Annotated in this window: 15 protein-coding genes; 8 read left to right on the top strand and 7 right to left on the bottom strand. The window is 60.1% G+C overall.

Features of this window, described 5'->3' with window-relative positions; all coding sequences use genetic code 11:
- Window positions 1-53 precede the first annotated feature (53 nt).
- The 5 genes from MRUB_RS02250 to MRUB_RS02230 all read right to left on the bottom strand — a co-directional run bounded on the left by MRUB_RS02250 (window position 54) and on the right by MRUB_RS02230 (window position 9,338).
- The gene (locus tag MRUB_RS02250) at window positions 54-3,104 is read right to left on the bottom strand and encodes a helicase-related protein (protein ID WP_013012741.1); all 3,051 of its coding nucleotides are present in this window, start codon (window positions 3,102-3,104) and stop codon (window positions 54-56) included.
- A gap of 2 nt (window positions 3,105-3,106) precedes the next feature.
- Window positions 3,107-4,225 (bottom strand): Fic family protein, encoded by a 1,119-nt coding sequence (locus tag MRUB_RS02245; protein ID WP_015586328.1) that lies wholly within the window; start codon window positions 4,223-4,225, stop codon window positions 3,107-3,109.
- Window positions 4,226-4,272: 47 nt separating this feature from the next.
- The gene (locus tag MRUB_RS02240; RefSeq protein ID WP_015586327.1) at window positions 4,273-5,013 is read right to left on the bottom strand and encodes a winged helix-turn-helix domain-containing protein; all 741 of its coding nucleotides are present in this window, start codon (window positions 5,011-5,013) and stop codon (window positions 4,273-4,275) included.
- A 201-nt stretch (window positions 5,014-5,214) separates the two neighbouring features.
- Window positions 5,215-5,766 (bottom strand): hypothetical protein, encoded by a 552-nt coding sequence (locus tag MRUB_RS02235; protein ID WP_013012738.1) that lies wholly within the window; start codon window positions 5,764-5,766, stop codon window positions 5,215-5,217.
- The gene (locus MRUB_RS02230; protein WP_160143422.1) at window positions 5,745-9,338 is read right to left on the bottom strand and encodes an Eco57I restriction-modification methylase domain-containing protein; all 3,594 of its coding nucleotides are present in this window, start codon (window positions 9,336-9,338) and stop codon (window positions 5,745-5,747) included. The genes MRUB_RS02235 and MRUB_RS02230 overlap by 22 nt, the downstream gene beginning before the upstream one ends.
- An 800-nt stretch (window positions 9,339-10,138) precedes the next feature.
- Between MRUB_RS02230 and MRUB_RS02225 the strand changes: the two genes are divergently transcribed.
- Complete coding sequence (locus MRUB_RS02225; protein WP_152024867.1) at window positions 10,139-10,930, top strand: hypothetical protein; 792 nt, start codon at window positions 10,139-10,141, stop codon at window positions 10,928-10,930.
- Between the two features lie 587 nt (window positions 10,931-11,517).
- Window positions 11,518-12,276 carry a DUF4388 domain-containing protein gene (locus tag MRUB_RS02220; protein ID WP_013012735.1) on the top strand — a complete coding sequence of 253 codons (759 nt, stop codon included), beginning with the start codon at window positions 11,518-11,520 and terminating at the stop codon, window positions 12,274-12,276.
- Between the two features lie 42 nt (window positions 12,277-12,318).
- Here MRUB_RS02220 and MRUB_RS02215 read toward each other — a convergent pair whose 3' ends face one another.
- Window positions 12,319-12,657 carry a hypothetical protein gene (locus MRUB_RS02215; protein ID WP_013012734.1) on the bottom strand — a complete coding sequence of 113 codons (339 nt, stop codon included), beginning with the start codon at window positions 12,655-12,657 and terminating at the stop codon, window positions 12,319-12,321.
- A 53-nt stretch (window positions 12,658-12,710) separates the two neighbouring features.
- Window positions 12,711-14,201, bottom strand: a complete 1,491-nt coding sequence (gene glpK / locus MRUB_RS02210; RefSeq protein ID WP_015586324.1) for a glycerol kinase GlpK — start codon at window positions 14,199-14,201, stop codon at window positions 12,711-12,713.
- Between the two features lie 244 nt (window positions 14,202-14,445).
- Between glpK and gyrA the strand changes: the two genes are divergently transcribed.
- The 6 genes from gyrA (at window position 14,446) to MRUB_RS02180 (ending at window position 23,842) form a co-directional block, all read left to right on the top strand.
- Entirely contained in the window at window positions 14,446-16,866 is a 2,421-nt protein-coding gene (gyrA, locus tag MRUB_RS02205) for a DNA gyrase subunit A (RefSeq protein WP_013012732.1), read from the top strand.
- 29 nt (window positions 16,867-16,895) lie between these two features.
- Window positions 16,896-17,408, top strand: a complete 513-nt coding sequence (locus MRUB_RS02200) for a MogA/MoaB family molybdenum cofactor biosynthesis protein (protein WP_013012731.1) — start codon at window positions 16,896-16,898, stop codon at window positions 17,406-17,408.
- Window positions 17,409-17,468: 60 nt separating this feature from the next.
- Complete coding sequence (gene mutS / locus MRUB_RS02195; RefSeq protein WP_013012730.1) at window positions 17,469-20,030, top strand: DNA mismatch repair protein MutS; 2,562 nt, start codon at window positions 17,469-17,471, stop codon at window positions 20,028-20,030.
- A complete protein-coding gene (mutL, locus tag MRUB_RS02190) occupies window positions 20,027-21,661 on the top strand; it encodes a DNA mismatch repair endonuclease MutL (RefSeq protein ID WP_013012729.1) in 1,635 nt (544 codons plus the stop codon). The genes mutS and mutL overlap by 4 nt, the downstream gene beginning before the upstream one ends.
- Window positions 21,662-21,760: 99 nt before the next feature.
- Window positions 21,761-22,990 (top strand): molybdopterin-dependent oxidoreductase, encoded by a 1,230-nt coding sequence (locus tag MRUB_RS02185; protein WP_013012728.1) that lies wholly within the window; start codon window positions 21,761-21,763, stop codon window positions 22,988-22,990.
- Between the two features lie 153 nt (window positions 22,991-23,143).
- Window positions 23,144-23,842: a c-type cytochrome gene (locus MRUB_RS02180; RefSeq protein ID WP_013012727.1), complete on the top strand. Its 699-nt coding sequence runs from the start codon at window positions 23,144-23,146 to the stop codon at window positions 23,840-23,842.

The raw sequence follows: 23,842 nt of genomic DNA, 5'->3' as shown, positions 1-23,842 counted from the left end.
TATCCTCTCCTACCTGCTTCTTGCAAGTTTTGTCATGTACCTAGGGTTTGAGCTTACTGCGTTGCACTTAGCGTCAAATAAACGACCAGTTCTAGATCTTCCTCACTAAAACGACGATTTGCTTGCGCAGATTGATCCGTTTGGGTAAGGTAATAATGCTCTACAAAAGCTCTAAGGGCTTTCACGAGTTCCATTGGTTGGGCTTCATACGCCTTATGAATAGACTCGAGCTCACGCACCAGCACTCGTGAAAGTGGCTGATTGAGATTCTTTAACAGTTCGATCAATTCTTGACGATCTATCTGTGGGTGCCGGGCTAATCCCCTAAGAGCGGTCAGAACCTCACGCTGGGCTTTGGGAAGCGTATCCACTTGAACGGCATTTTGGATGTTTAAATCCTCAAGCAGGTGTCGACTTACCTCAGCGAGAATGTCGTCAACATTATAATCGGCATCTACTCTTGGGGTTTGTTCTTCGCACTGGATGAGGTTATATATACGATACTTGGAGTCAAGAATTTCCCTCTTATCCACGTCATAGAACCGCCAAATATGCTCATCTCCTACTTTGAAGTGAAAAAAAATCCCTCGCCGTCCTCTCCCTGCCATACCACTGTGGACCCCATAGGGAATAGCCTCAAGCCGTTCTGCTCCAGATTTTTGCAGATACGTAGAAAGCAAGGCCCGCATGAATTCACTAGAAATCTCGGCCTCAGCCTCTAATTCATCGGCAATTCGGGCATCCTCTTGCTCGATGCGGCGCAAGGCATTAAAGGTCTTGGGATTGATCACCTCACCCAGGATACTAGCATCCAGACCCACGTTTTTATCGATCTGTACAATCTTCTCCATTAGCCGCTCAAGCAAGCCCAGCATCTCCTCGAGGCCATCTTCGGGAAAAAAGTTATGGATATGGATTACCTCGAACGGAGAGCCGAGTCGGTCAATACGCCCGGCTCTTTGAATCATACGTGTAGGGTTCCAGTGCAGGTCGAAGTTGATCAGTGTATCAGCATCTTGCAGGTTCTGGCCTTCAGAAAATACGTCAGTGGCAAGGAGCAGGTCCAGCTCATCCTCGGGAGCAACCTGGGTCTTCTGAGATTTCGGCGCAAATCGCCTAAGAATGTCTGTACGGTCTTTGGTGCGAACGCTACCATCCACCACCGCCCATCGCACAGCCTGCAAGGATTCTGCATAGGTTTCTCGGAAGGCCTGCTCAAGATAGCGGATGGTATCCTGAAAGTAGGAAAACACAACTATTTTTTTACCTGGTCTCTCGCGAATCAACTCGATCAGCTTGGCTATCTTAGGGTCGTTTTCCACGGCCACAGGTTCCACCATTCTCAGCATCTCGCGTAGGTGCTCAAGGTCTGCCGCTGCTACCTGAGCCAGCTCCAATACTCGGTACGCCGAAGCATCTACAGTGGGAAGGGATTGTACTGAAGAAGAGACCTCCTCCTCGTTCTCCAGGGCTATAAGGCGACGGTAATCGGCGCTCGAGAGGAGGTGCCCATGCATAAGTTCCTCAATAAAGCGCTCATGAAAGGCAATCTGACGACGCAATGAAATACGAAATGCTTCCACACTTGACTCAAAGCGCTTGAGTAGCAAACTTTTGATCAGACCAATTAGAGCCTCGTTGCGCTGACGTTCAAGCTCCTCCTTATCAGTGGGTCTCTCGAGAAAAGCTTCTGGATTATAGGCCGCCAAGATAAGCTCTTCGAAGCGTACAGCTACTTGCTTGTAGAGATCGGGATAAATAGCTTCTAGGTCGTACCGCTCGGTATGCAATTCACGCCTAGGGAAGCGCACCGGTTCACCATTGATGACGGCCTCGGGAAACTCCTGCTTTACAAACTGGCGAGTACGCCGAACCATCACCTCTTCAAGCAAATTCAGCAGATCACCATCCTCCAAAGCACGGATGAAATAGCCACGCAAATAAGGAATGCCAGCACGGGCAAAGTAACGCTCTCCACGGGCAAAGAGCATGATCTGGTTGTAAAGGTCGAAGACAGAGTTGTTAATGGGGGTTGCCGTGAGCATTATTGCTTTCTTTCGCCGCCCAGCATTCATTATGCGAGAGAGAGCAGCATATCGCTGGTTGGAATTACGAAAGTTGTGAGATTCGTCAACCAGCACTACCTCAGCATCAAAGTATGAGGACGCATCAAAGTTCGAGCGTCCCATGCTCTCCATACTTACAACGTGTGCAGCTACCTGGATGGAGCGGAGTTCATCTTCCCACATCTGGGAAAGTTGAGCTGGTGCGATTACCAAGCACTTCTTACGCTGAAAGTAGCCGAAGTGTTCCAGGAGTTTCTTACCGATCCAAGTCTTACCCAAACCCACCGAATCGGCGATAAAGACCCCATCGTACTTCTCCAAAATCTTTAGGGCCCGCTCGAAGGCCTTCTGCTGAAAATCGGCTAGGTCTACCAGGGACTTACCAATGTTGCGGCCTTTCTCTAGGTCAACGGTAAGTTCGTCCTTGAAGTATTCGTACAGGCTCTTTAGGAAAATCAGATAGGGGCTGTATCCGCTACTGATGAGCTTGGACTCTTCCAAGAGCCTAACCAGCTCGAGCTTATAATCCTGAGACTGCTCCCAAAAACGCTCAAACCACTCCCGTGCGGCTTGGGCCGCATAACCCTGTTTGTGCACCGAGTTGAGTTCGGTGTTTGCGGTAAGCCCGGCATGGGTAAAGTTGGAAGAGCCGATGATAGCAACATCTCCGAAGATATAGGCCTTGCCATGAAAAAAGCCCTTGGTGTAGAGTCGCACCTCTATCTCTGGCCGCAATAAAAGTTGTACCAGTTCTTTAGCCAGTTCACGGTTGCGTGTAGCAAACTTCGCACTGGCCAAATCCTTTTGGAAGCCCGCTGGATACAATTCCCCGGCTGCAATTCCTCCTTCTTTGGAGAGTAAAATCCGCAGCCGGGGAATCTCAGCCAGCGCATCTTTGACCAAGGCATAGCCTCCAAGATTGAAGTAACCACTGGCAATGTCGGCTTGGGGTTGGCTTCGCAACAGAAAATTCAGAGCCTCGGAAAGCTTAAGGTGGTCATTATCGATGAAGTCGGGTAATTGCAGGTTGGCAGACATACTCACTCCAAACGAGTATCGGTAGGGTTTTGCAACACGGCTTCAAACAGGCTCATGGTCTGGCCTGCTTGGTTTTCGCGGATGGGTGGGAAGTTCGCGGGTGTTTGGGCCGGGGTGTCCTGGGTTCCCAGGAAGAGCCAGGGGTGGCTGAGCAGCCCTGCACGCCGCCCCTGTGGCTTGAGTACGATCAGACGCCCTCGCTTACGCCACTGGTACAGCGTCCCACGGGGTACCCCCAGCGCCCGGGCCACCTCCTCCAGGCCCAGCAGGGGCACCCGGGCGGCCAGGGACAGGGCAATGGTCTGATCCAGGCGGGGCAGCATCCCCTCGAGCAGCAACCCCACCAGCGGCGCAAAGTTCCCTTCTTCCAGCCGCTCCAGCAGCAGGGGTGGTTTGGGTGGGGGGAAGCCCTGGTGAAACCCCCGGTCGGCGGCCTCGAGGGCCTGGTAATAGGCATTGCGCTCTTCGGGGTGCAGTCCTTTGATCACGATGGGCACGTAACCCTGATTGATTGCCAGGTAGCTCAGCAGAATCCGCCCGGCCCGTCCGTTGCCATCTTTGAACGGGTGGATGGCCTCGAAAAGGGTATGGGAGCGGGCCAGAGCCTCCAGAATGGGGTACTGACGCAGCAGCTCCAGCGTCACCCGCACGAACGCCCGCATGTAGGCCTCCACGTCGTAAACCGGCGGGCGCACCTGGGCTCCCTGGATGACCCGGGCCTCGCCGTTCAAGGCAAAGCGCCCCCGGTCGGGTGCGAGGTCGCGCCAGAGTTCGCTGTGGATGTGGCGGATCAGCGCCAGGTCGAGGTGGGTCTGGCCCTCGAGGTGGTATTGCAGGGCCAGGTCGTAGAGGCTTTGCGCGGTGCGAAAGTAGTTGACGATCTCGGGGCCGCTCCTGCGCCCTTGCAGCACCGCCTTGAGCTGCTGCTCGGTCGCAAAATGCCCCTCGATGGCCAGGGAGTGGTGGGTGTCCTCCTGCAGCATGTACAACCACTCCTCGTTGCGTACCGAGAGCAGGGTGGCTGGAAGCCCTCCCAGCCGCTCCAGCAGGGCTTTTCGTTCGGCCACTATGTCAGATGGGCCAAAACCCGAATCGGCCATATTGCCCTTACTTATCGGCATAACCGCAGTGTAATATGAAACGAGGCTCCTTGCCAATCTGACAATATCTAAGCCCCGTGCAGGTAGGCTGCTCCTTTATCTGTGAGAATCAGTACCCCATAGCCACCGCTCTGCACCAGCTTCTCTTCCTTCAAAGCAGCTATTTCCCAGCGTGCTCGGTTTCGCCATATCGGTTCGTCCCGTCTGGGATCATCGTAGGCCCTTTCCAAGTCCCCGTCGGTAAAAAGATGTTTCAGTTGCAGATAAACCCTGTCCAGCACCTCCGCAGTTTTTCCACGTCCCCCCAGTTCTGCCAGCGCACGCAAAATGGGCAAACGGTACTCCTTTTGTGGCAAGGCCGCACCTTTGGTTCGCTTGCGGGTCTTATCAGGCACTGGCGCTTTTTTTGAAGGATGCTTTGCGGGCATGCTTCGCTTTTTCCCAGAGAAAGCCCCCCAAAGCTCGGCTAGGGCTTCCCCGCTCTGCTGCACCTTGAGCAGGCGCTCGAGCCACTGGGCTAGGGTAGCTACCCGGTCATAACGGCGGGATGCCTGGGCCGTCTCTAGCGCCATTTCGCCATGAGTCAACAGCATGTTCACATCATCCAGGAAAGCCCACAGACGGCTTCCAGCATTCTCCACCAGCTTCTCTAGCAGGGCCTGCTCGGCGATCTCGGGCGCGCTGAGGGGGTCTAGCGGCTCCAGTTGCCGGATCAAGCCTTCCATCCACGATTGCTCGGCTTCTACCCACAGAGTTTGCTCCGGCCCTACCAGGCCCACCTGGTTATCCCACTGCACCAAAGTGGGCATTGCCCGCTCCTTCAGGATTTGCTCGAGAACTGCACGGGGTGGATAAGGCGGAATCAGTCGAATCACATGGAATAAGCCGGTTAAGCTAAGCAGCACCTCCCCTTTATAGGGCCCTATGGAGTATGGTTGGCTCATCGGTGAACTCCCTCAAAAATAAAGATGTAACCTATCCTGACGCCGTATATACATCGTCCCAAGCACCTAGGTACTCTGGTCATCCTCACTCCCCCATAACCAACGGTTACCCAACCGCACGGCAAAGCGGCCCAAGGTAAGTTCAAGGTTCCGCAAACGAGGCTCAATGTCCTCTATCTCTTGCAACCAAGCCTTCCATTCATTACCTTCAGCGTAAGCACCGGCATGAAGACAGTCTTCTTCTGCTTGCTTGGCATGCTTTTTCAGCCGCTGCATGTGGCGTTCTAGCTCCAATAAACCCTGTAGCCCTTTCGCGAAAATTCGCCTTAAGAACACCCGCTCCGCAATTCGCTCAGCCTGAAGCGGATCAGCCCCCTCAACCATTCGCAACAGTCCCTCTAGCCAGGGCTGGTTCCAATCGGTTGACAAAACCCGCGAACTTCCAACAAATAAAGCTTTCTGCTGTAAAAGCAGCACCCCCACCAGGTGAAGGCTGTTCAAATCGGAGAGTATTTCCTCTTCTGAGCAAGATGAATTCAGGCTTACCAGCAGGAAAAGTCCCTCCAGGTCAAGCAAAACCTCTCCGCGAAAGCGCCCTATGACGATGGGGTAGCCCATAGCCTTTCTGCTTCCTCGTCGGTAAGCCCGTAAAGCCGAGCCACGAGCCGGTCAATGAGCCGATCGGTAGCTTCCAGGCGCTGGTAAAGAGGGCGGAGTTGGTCGAGGGTTTCCTGGGTGTGCATCTTGAGCTGGGCCAGGGTCTGGGGGGTGGTCTTGACCCTTTTCACCTTGAAGCGCTCGGTGATGGCTTCGACACCCACCCCTAGCCCCTCCCTTGCCCAGTCCTCCGCCAACCATTCCTTACCCAGCTTTCCTGTGCCCTGAAAAGCGTGCTCCACCCACCCTCGCCAGCCCCCCTCAAGCGACAGCCGCTCGGCCTGCATGCGCTGCATCTCCTGGGCCAGGAAGCCCAGGAAGGCGGCCACAGTATCCCTGCACCCCGCAACCAGCTCCTTTTCAGCCCAGGTCAAGGCTGCCGAAACTTCCCCTTGAGCGTAGTGTTTCCGAGCTTCCTCTAAGGCTATTTCCAGTTCTGAGGCCTGGGTGGTGTGGGGAACTTTAGGGATGGGAAGGTGCTGGAGGTGGACAGCTCGAAGTTCTAAGCGGCCTCCTTCGTCTGCATCGCCAAGTGCAGATAGCCTGAGCTTAAGGATGCCAAAAGCCACCCTGGAGTTCAGCACTGCCAGGAGATACCAGTCTGCTCGGGGAATGAAAAAGAGTTTCTTATTGATATAGAAGCCTCTGTAATCCAAATAGAAACGCGGTTCCTTAGCTATTTCGGGGTACACAATCTTGGGGGCCTCGAGGAGTTGATAATAAGCGCAAGGTCTAAGCTCCCACCACCAGCGCCCCTGATCACTTCTTGCCTTCAGCTTATCTCTCCAGGAAACCAGATGTTTATAGATGGCAGGGTAGGTTTCCTTAAAGATTTGTTCTGCCTCTTCCTGAATTTGTGAATCCGCCCATGAACCTTCGTCGAAATGGCTGCTACTTGGTATCAAAATCAAGTAAGTTTTGGGCCACCGAGCATAGTAATGCCGCACATCATCCCCCACCAACAGAGGCTTGATGAGTTCGGCACTCCTGGAGTCCTCCTTGATCAGGCGGTTGCGGGTAGGCTCGTCAATGAAGAAAGCCTCGTTGAAGCCAGTCTTGATACCGTAATAAATGCCCTCTACATACGCCCCAAGCGGCACCCCGTTCTCTTCCATCTTGCGCAGGATGGCGTTCTCGTCGGCGCTCCCCAGGGTCCATCCCTCGGGGCGGAAAGCCTCCGGGCCTAGGTTCTGGCCGCCTTCCACCAATTGGGCCAGCTCTTCCGCTCGAGCTTCTGAGGGCTTTTCCATCAGCGCCGAAAACTCGGCCTTGCTCACCGCCTTGTAGCGGATGGGGTAGGCTGGTTGGCCCTTCTCCAGGATGAAGATGGCCGGGAAGGTGCCCACCCCCTCGAAGACCGGGTTCTCGCCGAAGTCGGTAATCTCTAGGAGAGTGTGGGCCGTGAGCAGCTTCCGCAAGCCCTCGCCGTAGGCCGCGCGGGTGAACTGGCGAGAAGAGATGAACCCCAGCCGTCCGCCCTCGCGGAGCACCCCCAGGCCCCTAGCAAAGAAGTAGGTGTACAGGTCGGCAGCTCCTGCGTAAATACTCTCGTAGGCTTTCTCGAAAAACGGCTTGTTGGGTCCAAGCTGCTCCTGGCGCACATAGGGCGGGTTGCCGATCACCGCATCGAAGCCGGGGTTGTATTTGCGTTCCGGGCCAAAGAAAACCTCGGGAAACTCGAACTCCCAGTGGGCGTAGAGGCTTTGGGAGAGTTCCACTTCGGCTGGGGTGAGGTCGCGCACGCTTAGGAGCTCCTGGGCCTTGCGGGTGGCCTCCTCCACCTCACGCTCGAGCTCGGATAGCCAAACCGGGTTCTCCCGCTCCACCCAACGCACAAACTCGCTCCTGGACACCCCCAGCACGCTGTTACCGTGGCGCAGGTGATGATCCAGGAAAGAAAGAGGCGCCCCTACCGTGAAGGCGTCCAGCCACAGCGAGAGCTTGGCCAGTTCCACAGCCATGGAGTTGAGATCCACCCCAAAGACGCAGCGCTTCATCACCATGCGCTTGAGCAGGTTGATATCGGAGAGTTGTTCGTCTTTCAGCTCGAGGCCGTACTGCTTCATCTGCGCCTTAATCTCATCCCGCAACCCGGCTAGGGCATCGGTAATGGGTTCGGCCCTGAGTTCGGTGATCAGGTTGGCAAAGCGCTCGGAAAGGAAGTCCACCGCCCCCACCAGAAAGTGGCCCGAGCCCATGGCCGGGTCTACCACCTTGACATCCAGGAGGGTATCCAGCGCTTTGTGGCGAAGCTCGGTCAGCCGCTCAACGTTCTGCTTTGTGGGGCGCTTATCCTGCTTCTTGCTCCAGTGGGCGTACTCAGTCAGAACCTTCTCTAGCGCCTCTCTACGCTTCGCGACCACCGGCTCCAAAGCCCTGCGTACGATGTACTCCACCACATAGTCGGGAGTGTAGTAGCTGCCGGAGGCGTGGCGCTCCGTTTTGTCGTTGACCAGATAGGGCTTGCCCTTGGGGACTTCGGCGACGGGCTTCTCCTTAGCAGTGAGCTTCGCCTTTGGCTTATAGACCTCGCGATCATCGTCTTTTACCACCACCAGGTCTTCTTCCGCCACCTTCAAGCTGAATTCCAGCAACCCTTCGTATACGGCCCCTAGCTCCCGCACCGTAAGGTATTTGTAGTCCACAAAACGGAGCTTGCCGTCCTCGTCCTCCTGACGCGCCAGTTTGTCCAGCGCGGGGGCCAGAAAGGCATCGGCTACCTTGTGGGTGTCTAGAAAAGGATACACCCCTGGCTTAAAGAGCCCTCCGTTGTAGGGAGGAACCCTAAGCGTAGAATCCCCCTTATCAATGAAGGTGAAAAGGGTGCTGAGGCGCTCCCAAAGACTGTAGGATTGCTCGCTGTAAGCTCGACCCTGATCTAGCCATTCGGCAACGTTGCGGCGGATGCGTGAAAGGCTGTACTGCTGATAACCCAACGTATCCGAAACCGGAAGCAAGTCGCGGTCTTCGGCATACAGCAGAAATAAGAGCCGGTAGAGCAAGCTCAGGGTGGCCCGGTAGGTCTCCTGCAACATAGCCTTGTCTGGCGGCTGCTTAAGCACCTGCTTGTGGTAGCGCAGAAACCCTTCGGCCAGAAGAGGGAAAACCTGTTCGAAGACCACGCCCTTGAGCCTTTTCCCCACCCGCAAGCCGTACTGCTCGCTGCCCTCGAGAATGCGCCCAAGGAAGCTACCCTGCGCGCCCTTTGTAAAGGCCTCGCGACGGAAGAACAGCCAGAAGAAGCGGAAAGCCTCGGGATCCTGGAGGGCCTGTACCAGATCCACTGCGAAGTAGCGCTTCTGCTTATCGGCTGCTTTACCCCAGTACAGTCGCCATTCCTGGCCATTGGTCAGAATGCCCCATTCCAGGCTCGTAGAGGAAAGGTAGTCACTAAGCTGGAAGGATGGGCTGACCGGGCTTTGTACACGATCCCTGCCATCCTTTCGCTTCACATCAAGGTCACGCCCCCAGTACTTGGCCTCGGCTATGGCCAGGGCTGGGGCGTACCGCTTGGCCTCGTTTGCTTTGTGCACAACAGCTCTACTCTTTGTGCCCTCATCGGGGTAGAGCACGTAGTCTGGGCGTTGAGGCCCACCAGTGGCTTTGGTGGTATCTTGCACCCAGTAAGCGAAGCCAAGGGACTCGAGGACGGGCCGGATAAACTCATCTTCAGTTTGGGCTTCATTAGCTACTTTGAGGAGGCTTTCCTTGTCCTTGTAGAGCTCGAGCAGCCTCTTCCTTAGCGGCTCTGAATCCTCCAGCCACTCCGAACTCTCCCGGAGACGGGTATCTAGGTAGTGATCGCTAAAAAGCCCCTGGTTACGATAGGGGCGCTTCTGACGATTTATATTTTCATCGGCCTGAGCATGAATGGCATCTTGAGCTGACTCCGACAGCTTCAGTACATCGCCCGTTTCCTGATAAAGCTCCAGAAGGTCTTTAAGTAGGTTCTCTACCCAATCTTTTTGGGCTCGAGCATTGATAGCCCGATCACCATCTACATAAGAGAGAACAAAGCTCTTTTCATCACTTGTAAAAAGCACCAGAGCCGAACTCCCTGTTTTGGCCAGATAGGCCTCCACTTGCTTTGTGGGTGGGTAGGCTTTGTAGCGCACCAAGTAAATTTGGAACAACCCATCAAAATCTCGTAGACGCTCGGCCTCTTGATTCCTCAAACTAATGGGAACAGATTCAGTCTGACCTTCTGACAAATTCAACATGTTACACCGATATTATATGTAGCTTGCCCTTAAGCGCGGTTATATTGCTGACTGCCAGGTACGGCCTTCGAGGGTTTTGGAAGCCCTATGGATGTTAGTGCTAGGGTAGTTTTATGGGCAAGCAAAGAATCGCCCGTGCACTAGGTTCGGCCAAAGCATTTGAGCCCTATTGTGACCACCTGCGGGGTCACCCGCCCCGTTGTCAGGCGATTGTGAAAAGCACGGGCAAGCAGTGCAAAAAGGCTGCAGTACGAGGGCTACGGGTCTGCCCCAATCACGGCGCGGGTTATCCCAAGCGGGTTAAGCAGGGAAAGCGTAAAGACCCTATGACAGCTTCTGTGAAGCACAGGCTCTACTCCGGTTTGGTTTACGATGACTTCTCCACTTTGCTCGATCGCATCCTTGAAACAATAGACGAGCACCACGCCACCAACCGCGAACTGGCGGTGGTCAAAAGCGCTCTGGAGACTGCCATAAACCGCTATGCATCCCGACCCAACTTACTCGAGGAAATAGATCACGCATATAAAGCTCTGGAACGCAAGTTAAACCATTTCGCACAGGTCGGAAAACCAATAAAAGCTACCGCGATACGTGAGGAAATCCACGAACTCAACGATTTGCTCTACTTCTCAGAACAAGCGTCTAATCAGATTGAACGTCTCGCGAGCAAAATTATCATGCTCGAGAAGACCCGGGCCATTATCCGCTTTAAGTTGGCCAAAATGCTAGAACTTCAACAGCTTATTCTGTACATCAGCGCAGCACGAGATACTTTCGCAAAGATAGCCAGCCAAGAACAACTGGACTTATTAGAGGAAAGCCTAAGGAGAGAGATTCTGAACCCACTTCGTTTAGAGTTATTGCCTCTTGGAGTCACCACTACCAGAGCACGGGTTCACTAAACAAGATTAATAGTCAACAACAGCTTGTGTTGCCCTCACGAGCCCAGCTTCAGTCTCGCCCCTCCCAGCTTCGGCTTTGAATTTGTCCACAAAACCCTACAAGAACATGGTCTCGAGTTCTCATTCTTTGGGGTTGCCAATCTAGCAAATGCAGATATTGTCGGTATAACTTCCATTCACACCAAGGGGAGTTACCGGGGAGTTACCGCATCCGTATGAACTCGATTTAGGTCGTATGTGCTAGTATGAAACCGGATGAACAAATTTCAGCTTTATAGCTTGAGAAAAGCAAAAATGCGACCTCGCCACCTTTCTCGTAAAACACCAAAAGAGTGCGACATACCCTTGGGGTGGGTGTGGTCGGAGGTTCAAATCCTCTCGCCTCGACCAAGCAAAAAGCCGTTCGGGCAAAGCCTGAGCGGCTTTTTTGCGCGTGATATGTCCCTGCGCCTCGAGCAAGTTGTTCGAAGCCCCAGCCAGACCTCACAGCCCGGTCAAAAAAGCCCTGGTTAGACCCAAAATAGTTCTATGCTTTGAAACGGAGGCTCCCCGGGCGCCCCACCAGGGGAGAGGTACAGACGGCTTCTATGGACGGCACGTTCGAGCTTTTAGGGCCCATTGAGCTTTTGCAGCTTCTTTCACAGGCTCGGCAAACCGGTGCTTTCAAAGTTCCGGGGGGGGAGGTCTACCTCGAGCGCGGCCAGCCAGTGCACGCGCAGTACAGAGGCCAGGTAGGCAAAGATGGGCTGTTTCAAATTCTGGCCCTCAAAGAGGGTAAGTTTCGCTTTTTAGCTGGAGAGCGCGCCAGGCAATCCAGCTTACAGGGCACGCTCGACAACTACCTGCTCGAGGCCATCCGCTTTATGGATGCCCGGCTCGACCTGAGCCCTTTCGACCAGGTGCAGCTCGCCGATGCCCAGCGCACCACCCACCTCACCCTCTCCCCCGACGAGTTTGAGCTGCTGCGGCACATGAGCAAGCCCATTAGTCTCTTCGATCTGGCCGCTGCCAGCGGGCTTTCCAGCGAGGTGGTGCATCTCAATGTGAGCCGCCTGGCCCGGCTGGGTTTGGTGCGGATTACCACCCGCACCCCCCACACCGTGCGCCTGGTGGTCGCCCGGCTCGAGGGGGCCCCCGAAGCCCGCATCGACACCCAGCTCCTGCGGGCCTGGCGTAGTCATTTTGGCGCCTTCACGCAAATTGAAGTACGCACAGAAGACCGCACCCTGCAGATGCCCGTGGCCGCCGCAAGCAGCGCAGGCCCGCAGCTACTGCTCTCTTCCGATGCGCTCTTTTTCTATAATCTACGGGTCGGACAGGAGGTGTTGGTCTGGCCATCCCTATAAGAAACACCAGGGGCCACACAGCCCCCGGCGCAGCCAGTTCGCCTAGCTTTTCTTGCCCAGGCGCTCCTGCGCGGCCCTGGCCAGCTCCTCGGCCTTGGCCTTGGCCTGCTCAGCCGCCTGCCTGGCCTGTTCGCCCAGGCTCTTGAGCTGGTCGGGAACGCCGTCGCCGTCCTTGTCGAGGCTGGCCTTTAGTTCCTCGAACTTGGCCTTGGCCTGTTCAGCGGCCTGTTTGGCCTGGTTCATCACGCCCTCGAGCTGATCCGGCACCCCATCGCCATCCTTATCGAGGTTGGCCTTCACCTCGTTGAATTTGGCTTCGGCCTGTTTGAGTGCGTTTTCCGCAGCTTCCCGAGCCTGATTAACCAGCTCTTTGAAGTCCATACGGTTTCCTCCAATCCCAATCCTAGCACCCCAGCGTGACGTGGATATGAAAGCTAGGCGTCCACCCAGCTTTTGGCCCGTTCCACGGCCTTCTTCCAGCCGCTATACAGCCGGGCCCGCTCCTCCTGGCCCATGGCCGGCTCAAAACGCTTCTGCACGGCCCAGCGCTGGGCAATTTGCGCTTGGGTAAGCAGTCCCACCCCCACCCCAGCCAGGTAGGCGGCCCCCAGGGCAGTGGTCTCGGTCACCTGGGGCCGCACCACCGGGGTACCCAGGATGTCCGCCTGGAATTGCATCAAAAGATCGTTGACGGTGGCCCCCCCGTCCATCCGCAGCTCGGAGAGCTGGAGCCCAGCATCGGCCTCCATGGCCTCGAGCACATCCCGGCTCTGGTAGGCGATGGCCTCCAGGGCGGCCCGGGCCAGGTGGGCTTTGCTGGAGCCGCGGGTCAGACCCACAACGGTGCCGCGGGCGTAGGGATCCCAGTAGGGCGCGCCCAACCCCACAAAGGCCGGCACCAGGTAGACCCCGTCGGTGCTGGACACCTGGCGGGCCAGATGCTCAATCTCGCTCGAGTTTTGAATAATACCCAGGCCGTCTCGCAGCCACTGCACCACCGCCCCGGCCACAAACACCGAGCCCTCGAGGGCGTACTCGAGCGGCCCTCCTTCCAGCTGCCAGGCCACCGTGGTCAAGAGGCCGTTCTGCGAGGTCACCTGCTCCTGCCCGGTGTGCATCAGCAAAAAGCAGCCCGTACCGTAGGTGTTCTTAGCCATGCCGGGGGTAAAGCAGGCCTGCCCGAACAGGGCCGCCTGCTGGTCGCCCGCCACCCCAGCAATCGGGATGGGGGCCCCAAACAGCTCAGGGAGGGTCTCGCCAAATAGCCCCGCCGAGGGGCGCACCTCTGGCAGCAGGGCCTTGGGAAGGCCCAGGATGCCCAGCAGCTCTTCGTCCCAGCGCTGGGTATGCAGGTTAAAGAGCAGGGTGCGCGAGGCATTGGAGACGTCGGTGGCGTGTACCCGGCCCCCGGTCAGGTTGTAGATCAGCCAGCTATCTATGGTGCCAAAGCACAGCTCGCCCTTCCCAGCCCGCTCCCGGAACCCCGGTACGTTCTCCAGCAGCCACTTGACCTTGGTGCCTGAGAAATAGGCATCCAGCACCAGCCCGGTTTTCTGGCGGAATAGGCCCTCGTAGCCCCCCTTGCGCAGCTCATCGCAGATGGGGGCGGTACGGCGATCCTGCCAGACGATGGCCCGGTGCACCGGCTTGCCGGTGGCCCGCTCCCACAATACTGTGGTCTCGCGCTGGTTGGTGATCCCGAGGGCCACAATCTCGCTGGGTTGAATGGCCGCCCGCTGGATGGCCTCCTGGGCTACCTGGAGCTGGGTCTGCCAGATTTCCAGAGGATCGTGCTCAACCCAGCCCGGCTGGGGAAAGTGCTGCATGAACTCCTGCTGGGCCATGGCCTGAGGTTGGCCTTCCAGATCGAAGACGATGGCCCGGCTGCTGGTGGTTCCCTGGTCGAGGGCAAGAATGTAGGGCATGGACTCCTCCGTTTTGATCGCACTGATCGCAAACACCCCAAAACCGGCTAGCACCAAAGCCGTTCCGGGCATTCACGCGAAGCGCACCAGGGTTGAGTATAAAATAGCGGCCACTGCACGGAAGGAGAAGATCCATTGCGCGTGGTTATGTTTTTGACATAATAGAGGCAATTGAAGTATAATAGGGCGCTGGATATAAAGCGCCTGCATGCGCTTTTTTTGTGCCGCAAACAGGAGATATTGAATGTCCCAGGTCTTACCCGTTGAAATCACCGACGAAGTCAAACAAAGCTTTATCAACTACGCGATGTCGGTCATCGTCGACCGGGCCCTGCCCGATGTGCGCGATGGCCTCAAGCCGGTACAGCGGCGCATCCTCTACGGGGCTTACCAGGACGGCGTGCTGCCCAGCCGCAAACACGTCAAATGCGCCAAGATTGTGGGCGAGGTGATGGGTAAGTTCCACCCCCATGGCGACGCCGCCATCTACGACACCCTGGTGCGCCTGGCCCAGCCCTGGAACCTGCGTTACCCACTCATTGACGGGCAGGGCAACTTCGGCTCGGTGGACGGCGACCCCCCGGCGGCCCAGCGCTACACCGAGGCCCGGCTCTCCAACATCGGCCTCGAGCTCCTGCAGGATCTCGACAAAGAAACCGTGCCCTTCGTACCCAACTACGACGGCACCCAGGAGCAGCCCGAGGTGCTCCCGGCCGCCCTGCCCAACCTGCTGGTCAACGGCTCGGCGGGGATTGCCGTGGGCATGGCCACCAGCCTCCCACCCCACAACCTGGGCGAGGTAGTGGACGCTTTGGTGCTGATGATTGACAACCCCGAGGTTACCCTCGAGGAGGTCATGAAGGTGCTGCCCGGCCCCGACTTTCCCACGGGGGCCAAGCTCTCGCGCCGGGGTATCAAGGAGGCCTACGCCACCGGGCGCGGCAGCCTCAAGGTGCGGGCCCGGGTGCGCAACGAAGACAAAAACGGCCGGGCCATGCTGGTCTTTACCGAGATTCCCTACCAGGTCAACAAGGCCGATCTGATCGCCCAGATCGCCTCACTGGTGCGCAACAAGGTGATCGACGAGATCGCGGCCCTGCGCGACGAGTCGGATCGCCAGGGGATGCGCATCGCGGTGGAGCTCAAGCGCGGGGCCAACCCCCAGGTGGTGCTCAACAAGCTCTACAAACACTCCCGCCTGCAAACCAGCTTCACCGTGAACCTGCTGGCGATTGTCAAGGGCGAGCCCAAGGTGCTCACCCTGCTGGAGCTCATGCGCCACTACCTCGACCACCGGGGCCTGGTGGTGCGCAAGCGCACCGAGTACGAGCTGCGCAAGGCCAGGGAGCGGGCCCACGTGCTCGAGGGGCTCCTGATTGCCCTCGACCACATCGACGAGGTGATCGCCCTGATCCGCGGCTCGCAGGATGCCGCCGAAGCCCGCGCCGGGCTGATGGGCCGCTTTAGCCTGACCGAGGTGCAGGCCCAGGCCATCCTGGACATGCGTTTGCAGCGGCTGGTGGGCCTCGAGCGCGACAAACTACAGGCCGAGTACCGCGAGCTAATGGAGGAGATTGGCCGCCTCGAGGCCATCCTGGGCGACGAAAAACGGCTTTGGCGGGTGGTTAGGGACGAATTGCTGGCCATAAAGGACAAATACGGCGACCAGCGGCGCACCCAGATCACCGAGTTTGAGGAAGGCTTCAGCCTCGAGGATCTGATTGAGGACGAGCCGATGGTCATCACCCTGACCAGCCAGGGCTTCGTCAAACGCACCCCGCTCGAGGCCTACCGGGCCCAGGGCCGCGGCGGCATGGGAGCCCAGGCCGGCAAAACCAAGGAAGAAGACGAGGCCATCTCGGTGTTTGTGGCCTCGATGCACGACACCCTGCTGATCTTCACCAACCGCGGCCGGGTCTACGGCGAGAAGGTTCACGAGCTGCCCGAGGCCAGCCGGCAGGCTCGAGGCACCCACATCGTGAGCCTGCTGCCCTTGCAAGAGGGCGAGGAGGTTGCGGCCCTGCTCAACGTGCGCGACCTGACCCAGGAAGGCTACTTTGTGTTTGCCACCAAAAACGGCCTTATCAAGAAAACCGAGATTAAGGAGTACCAGAACCTCAGCAGCGCCGGCCTGATTGCCATCAATCTGCTAGAAAACGATGCCCTGGTGGGGGTGGCCATTGCCCAGGAAGGCGACCAGGTCATGCTCGCAACCCAGAGCGGCCAGGCCATCCGCTTCGAACTCTCGGACGTGCGGGCCACTGGACGGGCCAGCCAGGGCGTGACCGGCATCCGCTTCAAAGAAGGCCGCGACGACCGGGTGGTCTCGCTGGTGATTCTGCCCAAAGGCGAGGAGAGCGAGGTGCTGGCAGTGGGCAGCCATGGCTATGGCAAGCGCACCCCCATCTCCGAGTACCCCCTGCAGGGCCGGGGCGGCATGGGGGTGATCACCTTCAACACCAACGAAAAGGTGGGCCAGTTAGCGGCCCTGATGCGCGTACAGGGGAACGAAGACCTGCTGGTGCTCTCGCGGCGGGGCAACGCCATCCGCACCAAGGTCTCCAGCATCGCCCAGTACGGGCGGGCCACCAGTGGGGTCAGGGTGATGAACCTGAGCGATAAGGACGAGATCGCCTCGGCTTTTGTGATTGCGCCGCAGGATTAGGGGCCCTCGAGCGGCATACAATAACTGGCATGTCCGAGAGCACCGCCAAGCACAAGGAGATTGCCAGGGCCCGGGGCCCGGTGAACCTCGCCATCGTAACGGTCTCCGATACCCGCACCCCCGAGACCGACACCAACTACCACTACCTCAAACCCGAAATTGAGGCGCTGGGGCACAGGGTGGTGGGCTACCGCATCATCAAGGACGAACCCGAGCAGGTAGCCCAGGCCCTCGAGGAGATGGTGCAGGCCGGGGCGCAGATTATCTTGTTCAACGGCGGCACCGGCATCGCCCCGCGCGACACCACCTACGACGTGCTGGCCCGCAAGATCGAGAAACCCATGCCGGGCTTCGGTGAGCTGTTCCGCATGCTCTCTTACAACGAGGTGGGGGCCGCGGCCATGCTCTCGCGGGCCACCGCCGGCACCTACCGCCGGAAGGTGGTCTTCTCCACCCCCGGCTCGCCCAATGCAGTGAAGGTGGCCTGGGAGAAGCTGATCAAGCCCGAGCTCGAGCACCTGGCCTGGGAAGTGGCCCGGTAGTTCTTCTTTGTCCTGCACAATACAAGCGCCCATCCTTGAACCCGGCTACTTGGGGGTATCATGGGGAGCATGACCCTCAAGGGCCAGGGGCCGGGGCCCCTACCACCTCTGCTCGAACAGTACGTCGAACTACGGGACGCTTATCCCGATTACCTGCTGCTGTTCCAGGTCGGCGACTTTTACGAGGCCTTCGGCGAGGATGCCGAACGGCTCTCCAGAGCCCTGAACCTCACCCTGACCCACAAAACCGCCAAGGACTTTACCACCCCCATGGCCGGCATTCCGGTGCGCTCGGTGGATGTGCACCTGGAAAAACTGCTCAAGCTGGGCTTCCGGGTGGCGGTGGCCGACCAGGTTGAGCTGGCCGAGGAAGCCGACAAGCTGGTGCGCCGCGAGGTCACGCAGTTGCTCACCCCGGGCACCATTCTGCGCGAGAACCTGCTGAAGCCAGAAGCCAACTACCTGGCCGCCATCAGCACCGGCGACGGCTACGGGCTGGCCTTGCTGGATGTCTCCACCGGGGAGTTTCGAGGCAGCGTGCTCTATAGCAAAAGCGCCCTCTACGACGAGCTTTTCCGCTTCCGGCCCGCCGAGGTGCTGCTGGCCCCGGAGCTGTACCACCACCCCGCTTTTTTGCAGGAGTTTCAGCGGCGCTTTCCGGTGATGCTCTCGGAGGAGGGGTTTCAGGACGAGGTGGGGAAAACCGCTTTGCACAAGCAGTTTGACCCCCTGCCCGCCGGCCTCGAGCACCCCGCGCTGCTGCGTTCGGCGGGGGCGGTGCTGGCCTATGCCCTGCGGGTGCAGGAAAACGGGCTGCCCCAGGTGCGCAGCTTCGTGCGCTACGACCCCGGCGCCTTCATGCAGCTCAGCGAAGCCACCCTGCGCACCCTGGAGATCTTCGAGCCCAGCTTTGTGGGCGACCGCAGCGAGGAGCGCACCCTCCTGGGGGTGCTGGGCCTGACCCGCACCGCACCGGGGCGGCGTCTGTTGCGGGCCTGGCTGCGGCATCCGCTGGTGGAGGAAGCCCCCCTGCAAGCCCGGCTGGATGCGGTGGAGGCCCTGGTGAAGGACGGGGTGCTGCGGGCCGAGGTGCGCAAGGTACTCTACCGGATGCACGACCTCGAGCGCCTGGCCGCCCGTCTGCTGGCCGGACGGGCCAGCCCCCGCGACCTTGCGGCCTTGCAGCGCAGCCTGGCGCTGCTGCCCGAGCTGGCCGGGCTGCTGGCCGGGGTGGGGCCGCTCTTTAGCCTGTCCGAACGCCTGCCCCAGCCGGTGGCGGTGGCCGAGCAGATCGCCGCGGCACTGGTAGAAGACCCACCGCTCAAAATTACCGACGGCGGCCTGATCCGCGAGGGCTTCGACCCCGAGCTGGACGAGCTGCGCCAGCGGGCCGAGGAGGGGCGGGCCTGGATCGCCCGGCTGGAAGGCGAGGCGCGCGAAAAGACCGGCATCCCCAACCTCAAGGTGGGCTACAACGCGGTGTTTGGCTACTACCTCGAGGTCACCCGGCCCCACTACGCCCTGGTGCCCAAGGACTGGCGGGCCCTGCAAACCCTCAAAGACCGCATGCGCTTCAGCACGCCCGAACTCAAGGAGCAGGAGCGCAAAATCCTGCAGGCCGAGACCGAGGCCATCAAGCGCGAGTACGCGGTCTTCCTCGAGCTGCGCGAACAGGTGGCCCAGGCCGCCGACGAGGTGCGCCAGGCCGCCCAGGTGCTGGCCGAGCTGGACGTGTACGCTGCGCTGGCCGAGGCCGCGGTGGAGTACGGCTACAGCCGCCCCCGCTTCTCCCGGGATGGAACCTTGCAGATTGTGGCCGGGCGTCACCCGGTGGTGGAGCGGAGCAGCCCGTTCATCCCCAACGACCTCTCGATGAGCCCGGCGGCCCGGCTGCTGATCCTGACCGGCCCCAACATGGCCGGCAAGTCCACTTATCTGCGGCAGACCGCCCTGATCGCCCTGCTGGCCCAGGTGGGCTCCTTCGTGCCCGCCGAGTCGGCCACCCTGCCCCTCTTCGATCGCATCTACACCCGCATCGGGGCCTCCGACGATATCGCCGGCGGGCGCAGCACCTTTATGGTGGAGATGGACGAGCTGGCCGGCATCCTGCAGGGGGCCACGTCCAAGAGCCTGGTGCTGCTGGACGAGATCGGGCGCGGCACCAGCACCTACGACGGGCTGGCCCTGGCCTGGGCGGCCTGCGAGTACCTGCACGACCAGGTGCGAGCCTACACCCTGTTTGCCACCCACTACTTCGAGCTCACCGCCCTGCCCCTGCGCATGGCCGCGGCCCGCAACGCCCACGTGGCCGCCAAAGAGGAAGCGGGCGGCCTGGTGTTTTATCACCAGGTCTTACCCGGCCCGGCCAGCCAGAGCTACGGCCTCGAGGTGGCCCGGCTGGCGGGGCTCCCGCAGGCCGTCTTGCAGCGGGCCAGAAGCGTGCTGGACAGCCTGGAAGCCAGCCAGAAGGGGCTATCCAAAGAGATTCTGGAAGAGCTTTTACAGCTCGACCTGGCCCGCACCAGCCCCCTGGAGGCCCTGCTGTTCCTGCGCCGGCTGCAAGACCAGCTCCGGGGCCTGGCCCCCCAGGAGGCCGAAGCGGAACGCCTTTCGCAGGTATGATTCGCAAACTGCCGCCCGAACTCATCCGCGAGATTGCCGCTGGTGAGGTGATCTCGGGCCCCGCCGACGTGGTGCGGGAGCTGCTCGAGAACGCCCTGGACGCGGGCGCCACCCGGCTTTATATCGAGCTGTGGGGCGGGGGGCTGGACAAAATCGTGGTGCGCGACAACGGCCTGGGCATCCCCCGGGAGGAGCTGGGACTGGCCCTCGAGCACCACACCACCAGCAAGCTCACCGACCTGCAAAATATCCGCACCCTGGGCTTTCGGGGGGAGGGGCTGTGGGCCATCCGCCAGGCCGCGCGGGTGCGGCTCACCTCGAGGCCCCCCCAGCAGCTCGGCGGGGCCACCCTGACGGCTTTTCAGGACAAAACCGAACTGCACGAACACCCCGCCCCCGCCGGAACCCAGGTCGAGGTCACGGCGCTCTTCTGTCACCTGCCCGCCCGCCGCAACGCCCTCGAGGCCCCCGCCGCCGAGGGTCGCAAGGTGGTGCACCTGGTCTCGCGCTACCTGCTGCACCGCCCGGAAATAGCCCTGCGGCTGGTGGTGGACGGCGAGGAGAAAATCGCCCACGCCGGGGGGGGCTTTGCCGAGGTGATTAAGCTGCTGTGGGGCTCGGTGGTGGCCAACCGGCTGCTGCCGCTCGAGGCCGCCGAGGGGCCTTTTACCCTGCGGGGCCTGCTCTCCAGGCCGGAGCTCTCCCGCCCCCGGCGCGACCGGCTGCTGCTGGCGCTCAACCGGCGCCCGGTGGAGTGGCCCGAGCCTCTGCTGCAAGCCGTGCTGGCCGCCTACAAGGAACTTCTCCCCGCGGGCCAGTTTCCAGTGGGGGTGCTGAACCTGGAGATCCCCACCGAGCACCTGCTCATCAATACTTCACCCGACAAGTCCAGGGTACGGCTCATCCGGCCCGAGGCCATCCTGGGCTTCGTCTCCCAGGCCGTGCAGGGGCTGCTCTCGGCCCACCCCCTGGCCCGCGCCCTGCCCGAACCCGCCCCCCTCACCGGCCCGGCCCCGGTGCAGCGGGTCCGCTTTCCCCGTCTGCGCTACCTGGGCAGCTTCCGCGAGCTGTACCTGCTGGCCGAGGCCGGGGACGAGCTGTATGTGGTGGATCAGCACGCCGCCCACGAACGCATCCTCTACGAGGAGCTGTCACGCCGCTACCTCGAGGAACCCCCGCTCGAGCTGCCCCACCCCGAGCTGCTTTCTTTAAGCCTGGGCGAGGAGATGAACCTGGCCGAACGGCTGGAGGCGCTCGAGCAGGCCGGGTTGCAGATCGAACCCTTTGGCCCCGGCAAGTACCGCGTCCGCACCATCCCGGCCTTCCTGGCCGGCTACCCCTCGCTGGTGGGCGAGGTGGTGAAGGGCAGCCTGGGGGCCTCGAGCTTCGCCGTTGCCTGGCGCACGGTGCTGGCCCGGCTGGCCTGCCTGCCCGCCATCAAGGCCGGACACCCCCTTTCCAGCGCCTCGGCCCAGGCCCTGCTGGACGCGCTGGCCGGGTGCGAACTGCCCTGGGTCTGCCCGCACGGACGGCCCACTGTGCTGGTACTGGGCGAAGGCGAGCTGGCCCGGCGCTTTGGCCGCAGGGGTGTGCGCGCGGTGGTAGACCCCAGCCCACACCGCAGCGAGTAGCCTCCTGTACCATACCCCTCTTGAGTATCCTGGAGCCGAGGGGTATAGTTGGGGGGAATCTACAACCAGTCTCGGATTTCTTCACATCAGGAGGCCACCATGAAAGACAAAGACCTGGAGCAACTCGAGATGGATCGGCGCACCTTCCTGAAAACAACAGCCGCAGTGGGCGCGGCGGGCCTGATGGGCAGCAGCTTTGCCCAACAGCAGCCCACCGCCGATGCCCTGGTAGCGGGTAAAGACCGCGGCCTGATCGTACGCAACACCAACCCCATCGAGCTAGAGACCCCGGTCAGCCTTCTCCGGCAGAATCCCATCACGCCCAAGAGCGTCATGTACATCCGCAACAACCAGCCGGTGCCGGCGGGGATGACCCCCACCACCGACCCACCCCAGGTCAGCGACTGGACGGTGGAGGTCACCGGCCTCGTGGATCGCCCCACCACCCTGCGGCTATCCCAGCTCCGCACCCTCCCGGCCACGGAACTAGAGATGGTCTTGCAGTGCTCGGGCAACGGCCGGAGCTTTTTCTCCCGGTATGCCCGGGCCAGCGGCGCTCAGTGGGAGCGCGGCTCCATGGCCAACGTGCGCTGGAAAGGGGTCAAGCTCTCCAGCCTGCTCGAGGCCGTGGGTATTAAAGCCGAGGCCCGGTTCCTCACCGCCGAAGGCGCCGACCAGCCCGCCAACCCCAACGCCCCCGATATCGAGCGCAGCATCCCGCTGTCCGACATTCTAGCCAACGGCATGCTGGTCTATGAGATGAACGGCGAGCCCCTGCCCACCATACACGGGGGGCCTTTGCGCCTGATCATACCGGGGTACTACGGCATCAACAACATCAAGTGGGTCAACAAGCTGCGCCTCGAGGCCGCCCCTTCCAACAACAACACCATGATTCCCCGCTACCGCGTGCCCAACAACCCCATCGCGGTGGGCAGCAACTTCCAGTTCACCCTCGAGAACAGCCGGCCCAACTGGCGGCAAAACGTTAAGTCGGTTATCTTCAGCCCCACCGAGGGGGAAGCTGTAAGCGGCCTGATCGACGTAACCGGGGTGGCCTGGAACGACGGCTCGGCCCCCATCACCAGCGTGGAGGTCTCCACCAACCAGGGCCGGAGCTGGCAGGCCGCCACCCTGGAAAGGCCCTCCTCGCCCTACGGCTGGTACCGCTGGCGCATCCGGGTGCTGGTGGCTGCCGGCGACAGCGAGATTTGGTCGCGCGCCACCGATGCCCTTGGGCGCAGCCAGCCGATTGATGGGGCCATCTTCTGGAACCCCAACGGTTACGAGTGGAACGCCGTCGACAAAGTCAAGATTCGGGTGGGCTAGCCCGCATTGCCCAGTATCCAGCTGGGGTGGAAAGTTCCCCATTGGGGCTTCTCCACCCCAATCAAAGAAAGTTCGCTTAGTTTCACCAAGATGTACCCCTGCCAAGTCTGCAATTAGCTTGGTAAAGCTGGTACAAAACAGTTAGGAATCAAGATGAAAAAAACCTTCGTATGGCCTTGGGTTGGACTGTGTGCTGCGCTATTCCTGGCGCTGGGGCAGGCCCAGCTACCGGAGGGGCCTGGCAAGACCCTGCTGGAGCAAAAATGCGCCGTCTGCCATGGGCTGGAAGTCGTTACCAGCCAGCGTCTGAACGCCAGCGACTGGGACTTTATCGTTGGACAGATGATCGGTTTTGGGGCCCAGGTGAGCCCGGAGGAGCGCAAGACCATTGTGGCGTATCTGGCCGAGAATTTCGGCCCACAAAGCAGCGCACCCACCGCCCCCCAGACCACCTCGAGCACAGCCAGCCCCAGCCAGGCTTATGCGGTGTGCCAGGGCTGCCACCAACCCAATGGGGCAGGCGTGGCCGGCGCTTTTCCACCCCTGGCCGGGCACGTCGCCGATATCCTGAATGCCAAAGGTGGGCGGGCCTACCTGCCCCTGGTGATTGTCAACGGCTTGCAGGGCAGCATCCGCGTAGGGGCCACCAACTACAACACCCCCATGCCGGGGTTCCCCAGCCTCAGCGACGCGCAGCTCGCCGATCTGCTCAACTACATCGCCACCGCCTGGGGCAACGACCGCCTGCTCAAAGACTTCAAGCCCTACACCGCCGATGAGGTCAAAGGCCTGCGCAAACAAATGACCCCCGCGCAGGTCTACGCCGAGCGGGCCAAGCTCGAGCTCAAGTAA

Origin of the sequence: Meiothermus ruber DSM 1279, assembly GCF_000024425.1 — a bacterium.
Classification (GTDB): domain Bacteria; phylum Deinococcota; class Deinococci; order Deinococcales; family Thermaceae; genus Meiothermus; species Meiothermus ruber.
Note: the sequence above shows the minus strand (reverse complement) of the source record. Positions and strands in the feature narration are given on the sequence as shown.

Coding starts and splice junctions, on each gene's coding strand:
- MRUB_RS02215 (WP_013012734.1), bottom strand. CDS start 12,657: ATGGACTTCAAAGAGCTGGTTAATCAGGCTCGGGAAGCTGCGGAAAAC.
- MRUB_RS02185 (WP_013012728.1), top strand. CDS start 21,761: ATGAAAGACAAAGACCTGGAGCAACTCGAGATGGATCGGCGCACCTTC.
- MRUB_RS02245 (WP_015586328.1), bottom strand. CDS start 4,225: ATGCCGATAAGTAAGGGCAATATGGCCGATTCGGGTTTTGGCCCATCT.
- MRUB_RS02235 (WP_013012738.1), bottom strand. CDS start 5,766: ATGGGCTACCCCATCGTCATAGGGCGCTTTCGCGGAGAGGTTTTGCTT.
- MRUB_RS02180 (WP_013012727.1), top strand. CDS start 23,144: ATGAAAAAAACCTTCGTATGGCCTTGGGTTGGACTGTGTGCTGCGCTA.
- MRUB_RS02220 (WP_013012735.1), top strand. CDS start 11,518: ATGGACGGCACGTTCGAGCTTTTAGGGCCCATTGAGCTTTTGCAGCTT.
- mutL (WP_013012729.1), top strand. CDS start 20,027: ATGATTCGCAAACTGCCGCCCGAACTCATCCGCGAGATTGCCGCTGGT.
- glpK (WP_015586324.1), bottom strand. CDS start 14,201: ATGCCCTACATTCTTGCCCTCGACCAGGGAACCACCAGCAGCCGGGCC.
- mutS (WP_013012730.1), top strand. CDS start 17,469: ATGGGGAGCATGACCCTCAAGGGCCAGGGGCCGGGGCCCCTACCACCT.
- MRUB_RS02225 (WP_152024867.1), top strand. CDS start 10,139: ATGGGCAAGCAAAGAATCGCCCGTGCACTAGGTTCGGCCAAAGCATTT.
- MRUB_RS02250 (WP_013012741.1), bottom strand. CDS start 3,104: ATGTCTGCCAACCTGCAATTACCCGACTTCATCGATAATGACCACCTT.
- MRUB_RS02200 (WP_013012731.1), top strand. CDS start 16,896: ATGTCCGAGAGCACCGCCAAGCACAAGGAGATTGCCAGGGCCCGGGGC.
- MRUB_RS02240 (WP_015586327.1), bottom strand. CDS start 5,013: ATGCCCACTTTGGTGCAGTGGGATAACCAGGTGGGCCTGGTAGGGCCG.
- gyrA (WP_013012732.1), top strand. CDS start 14,446: ATGTCCCAGGTCTTACCCGTTGAAATCACCGACGAAGTCAAACAAAGC.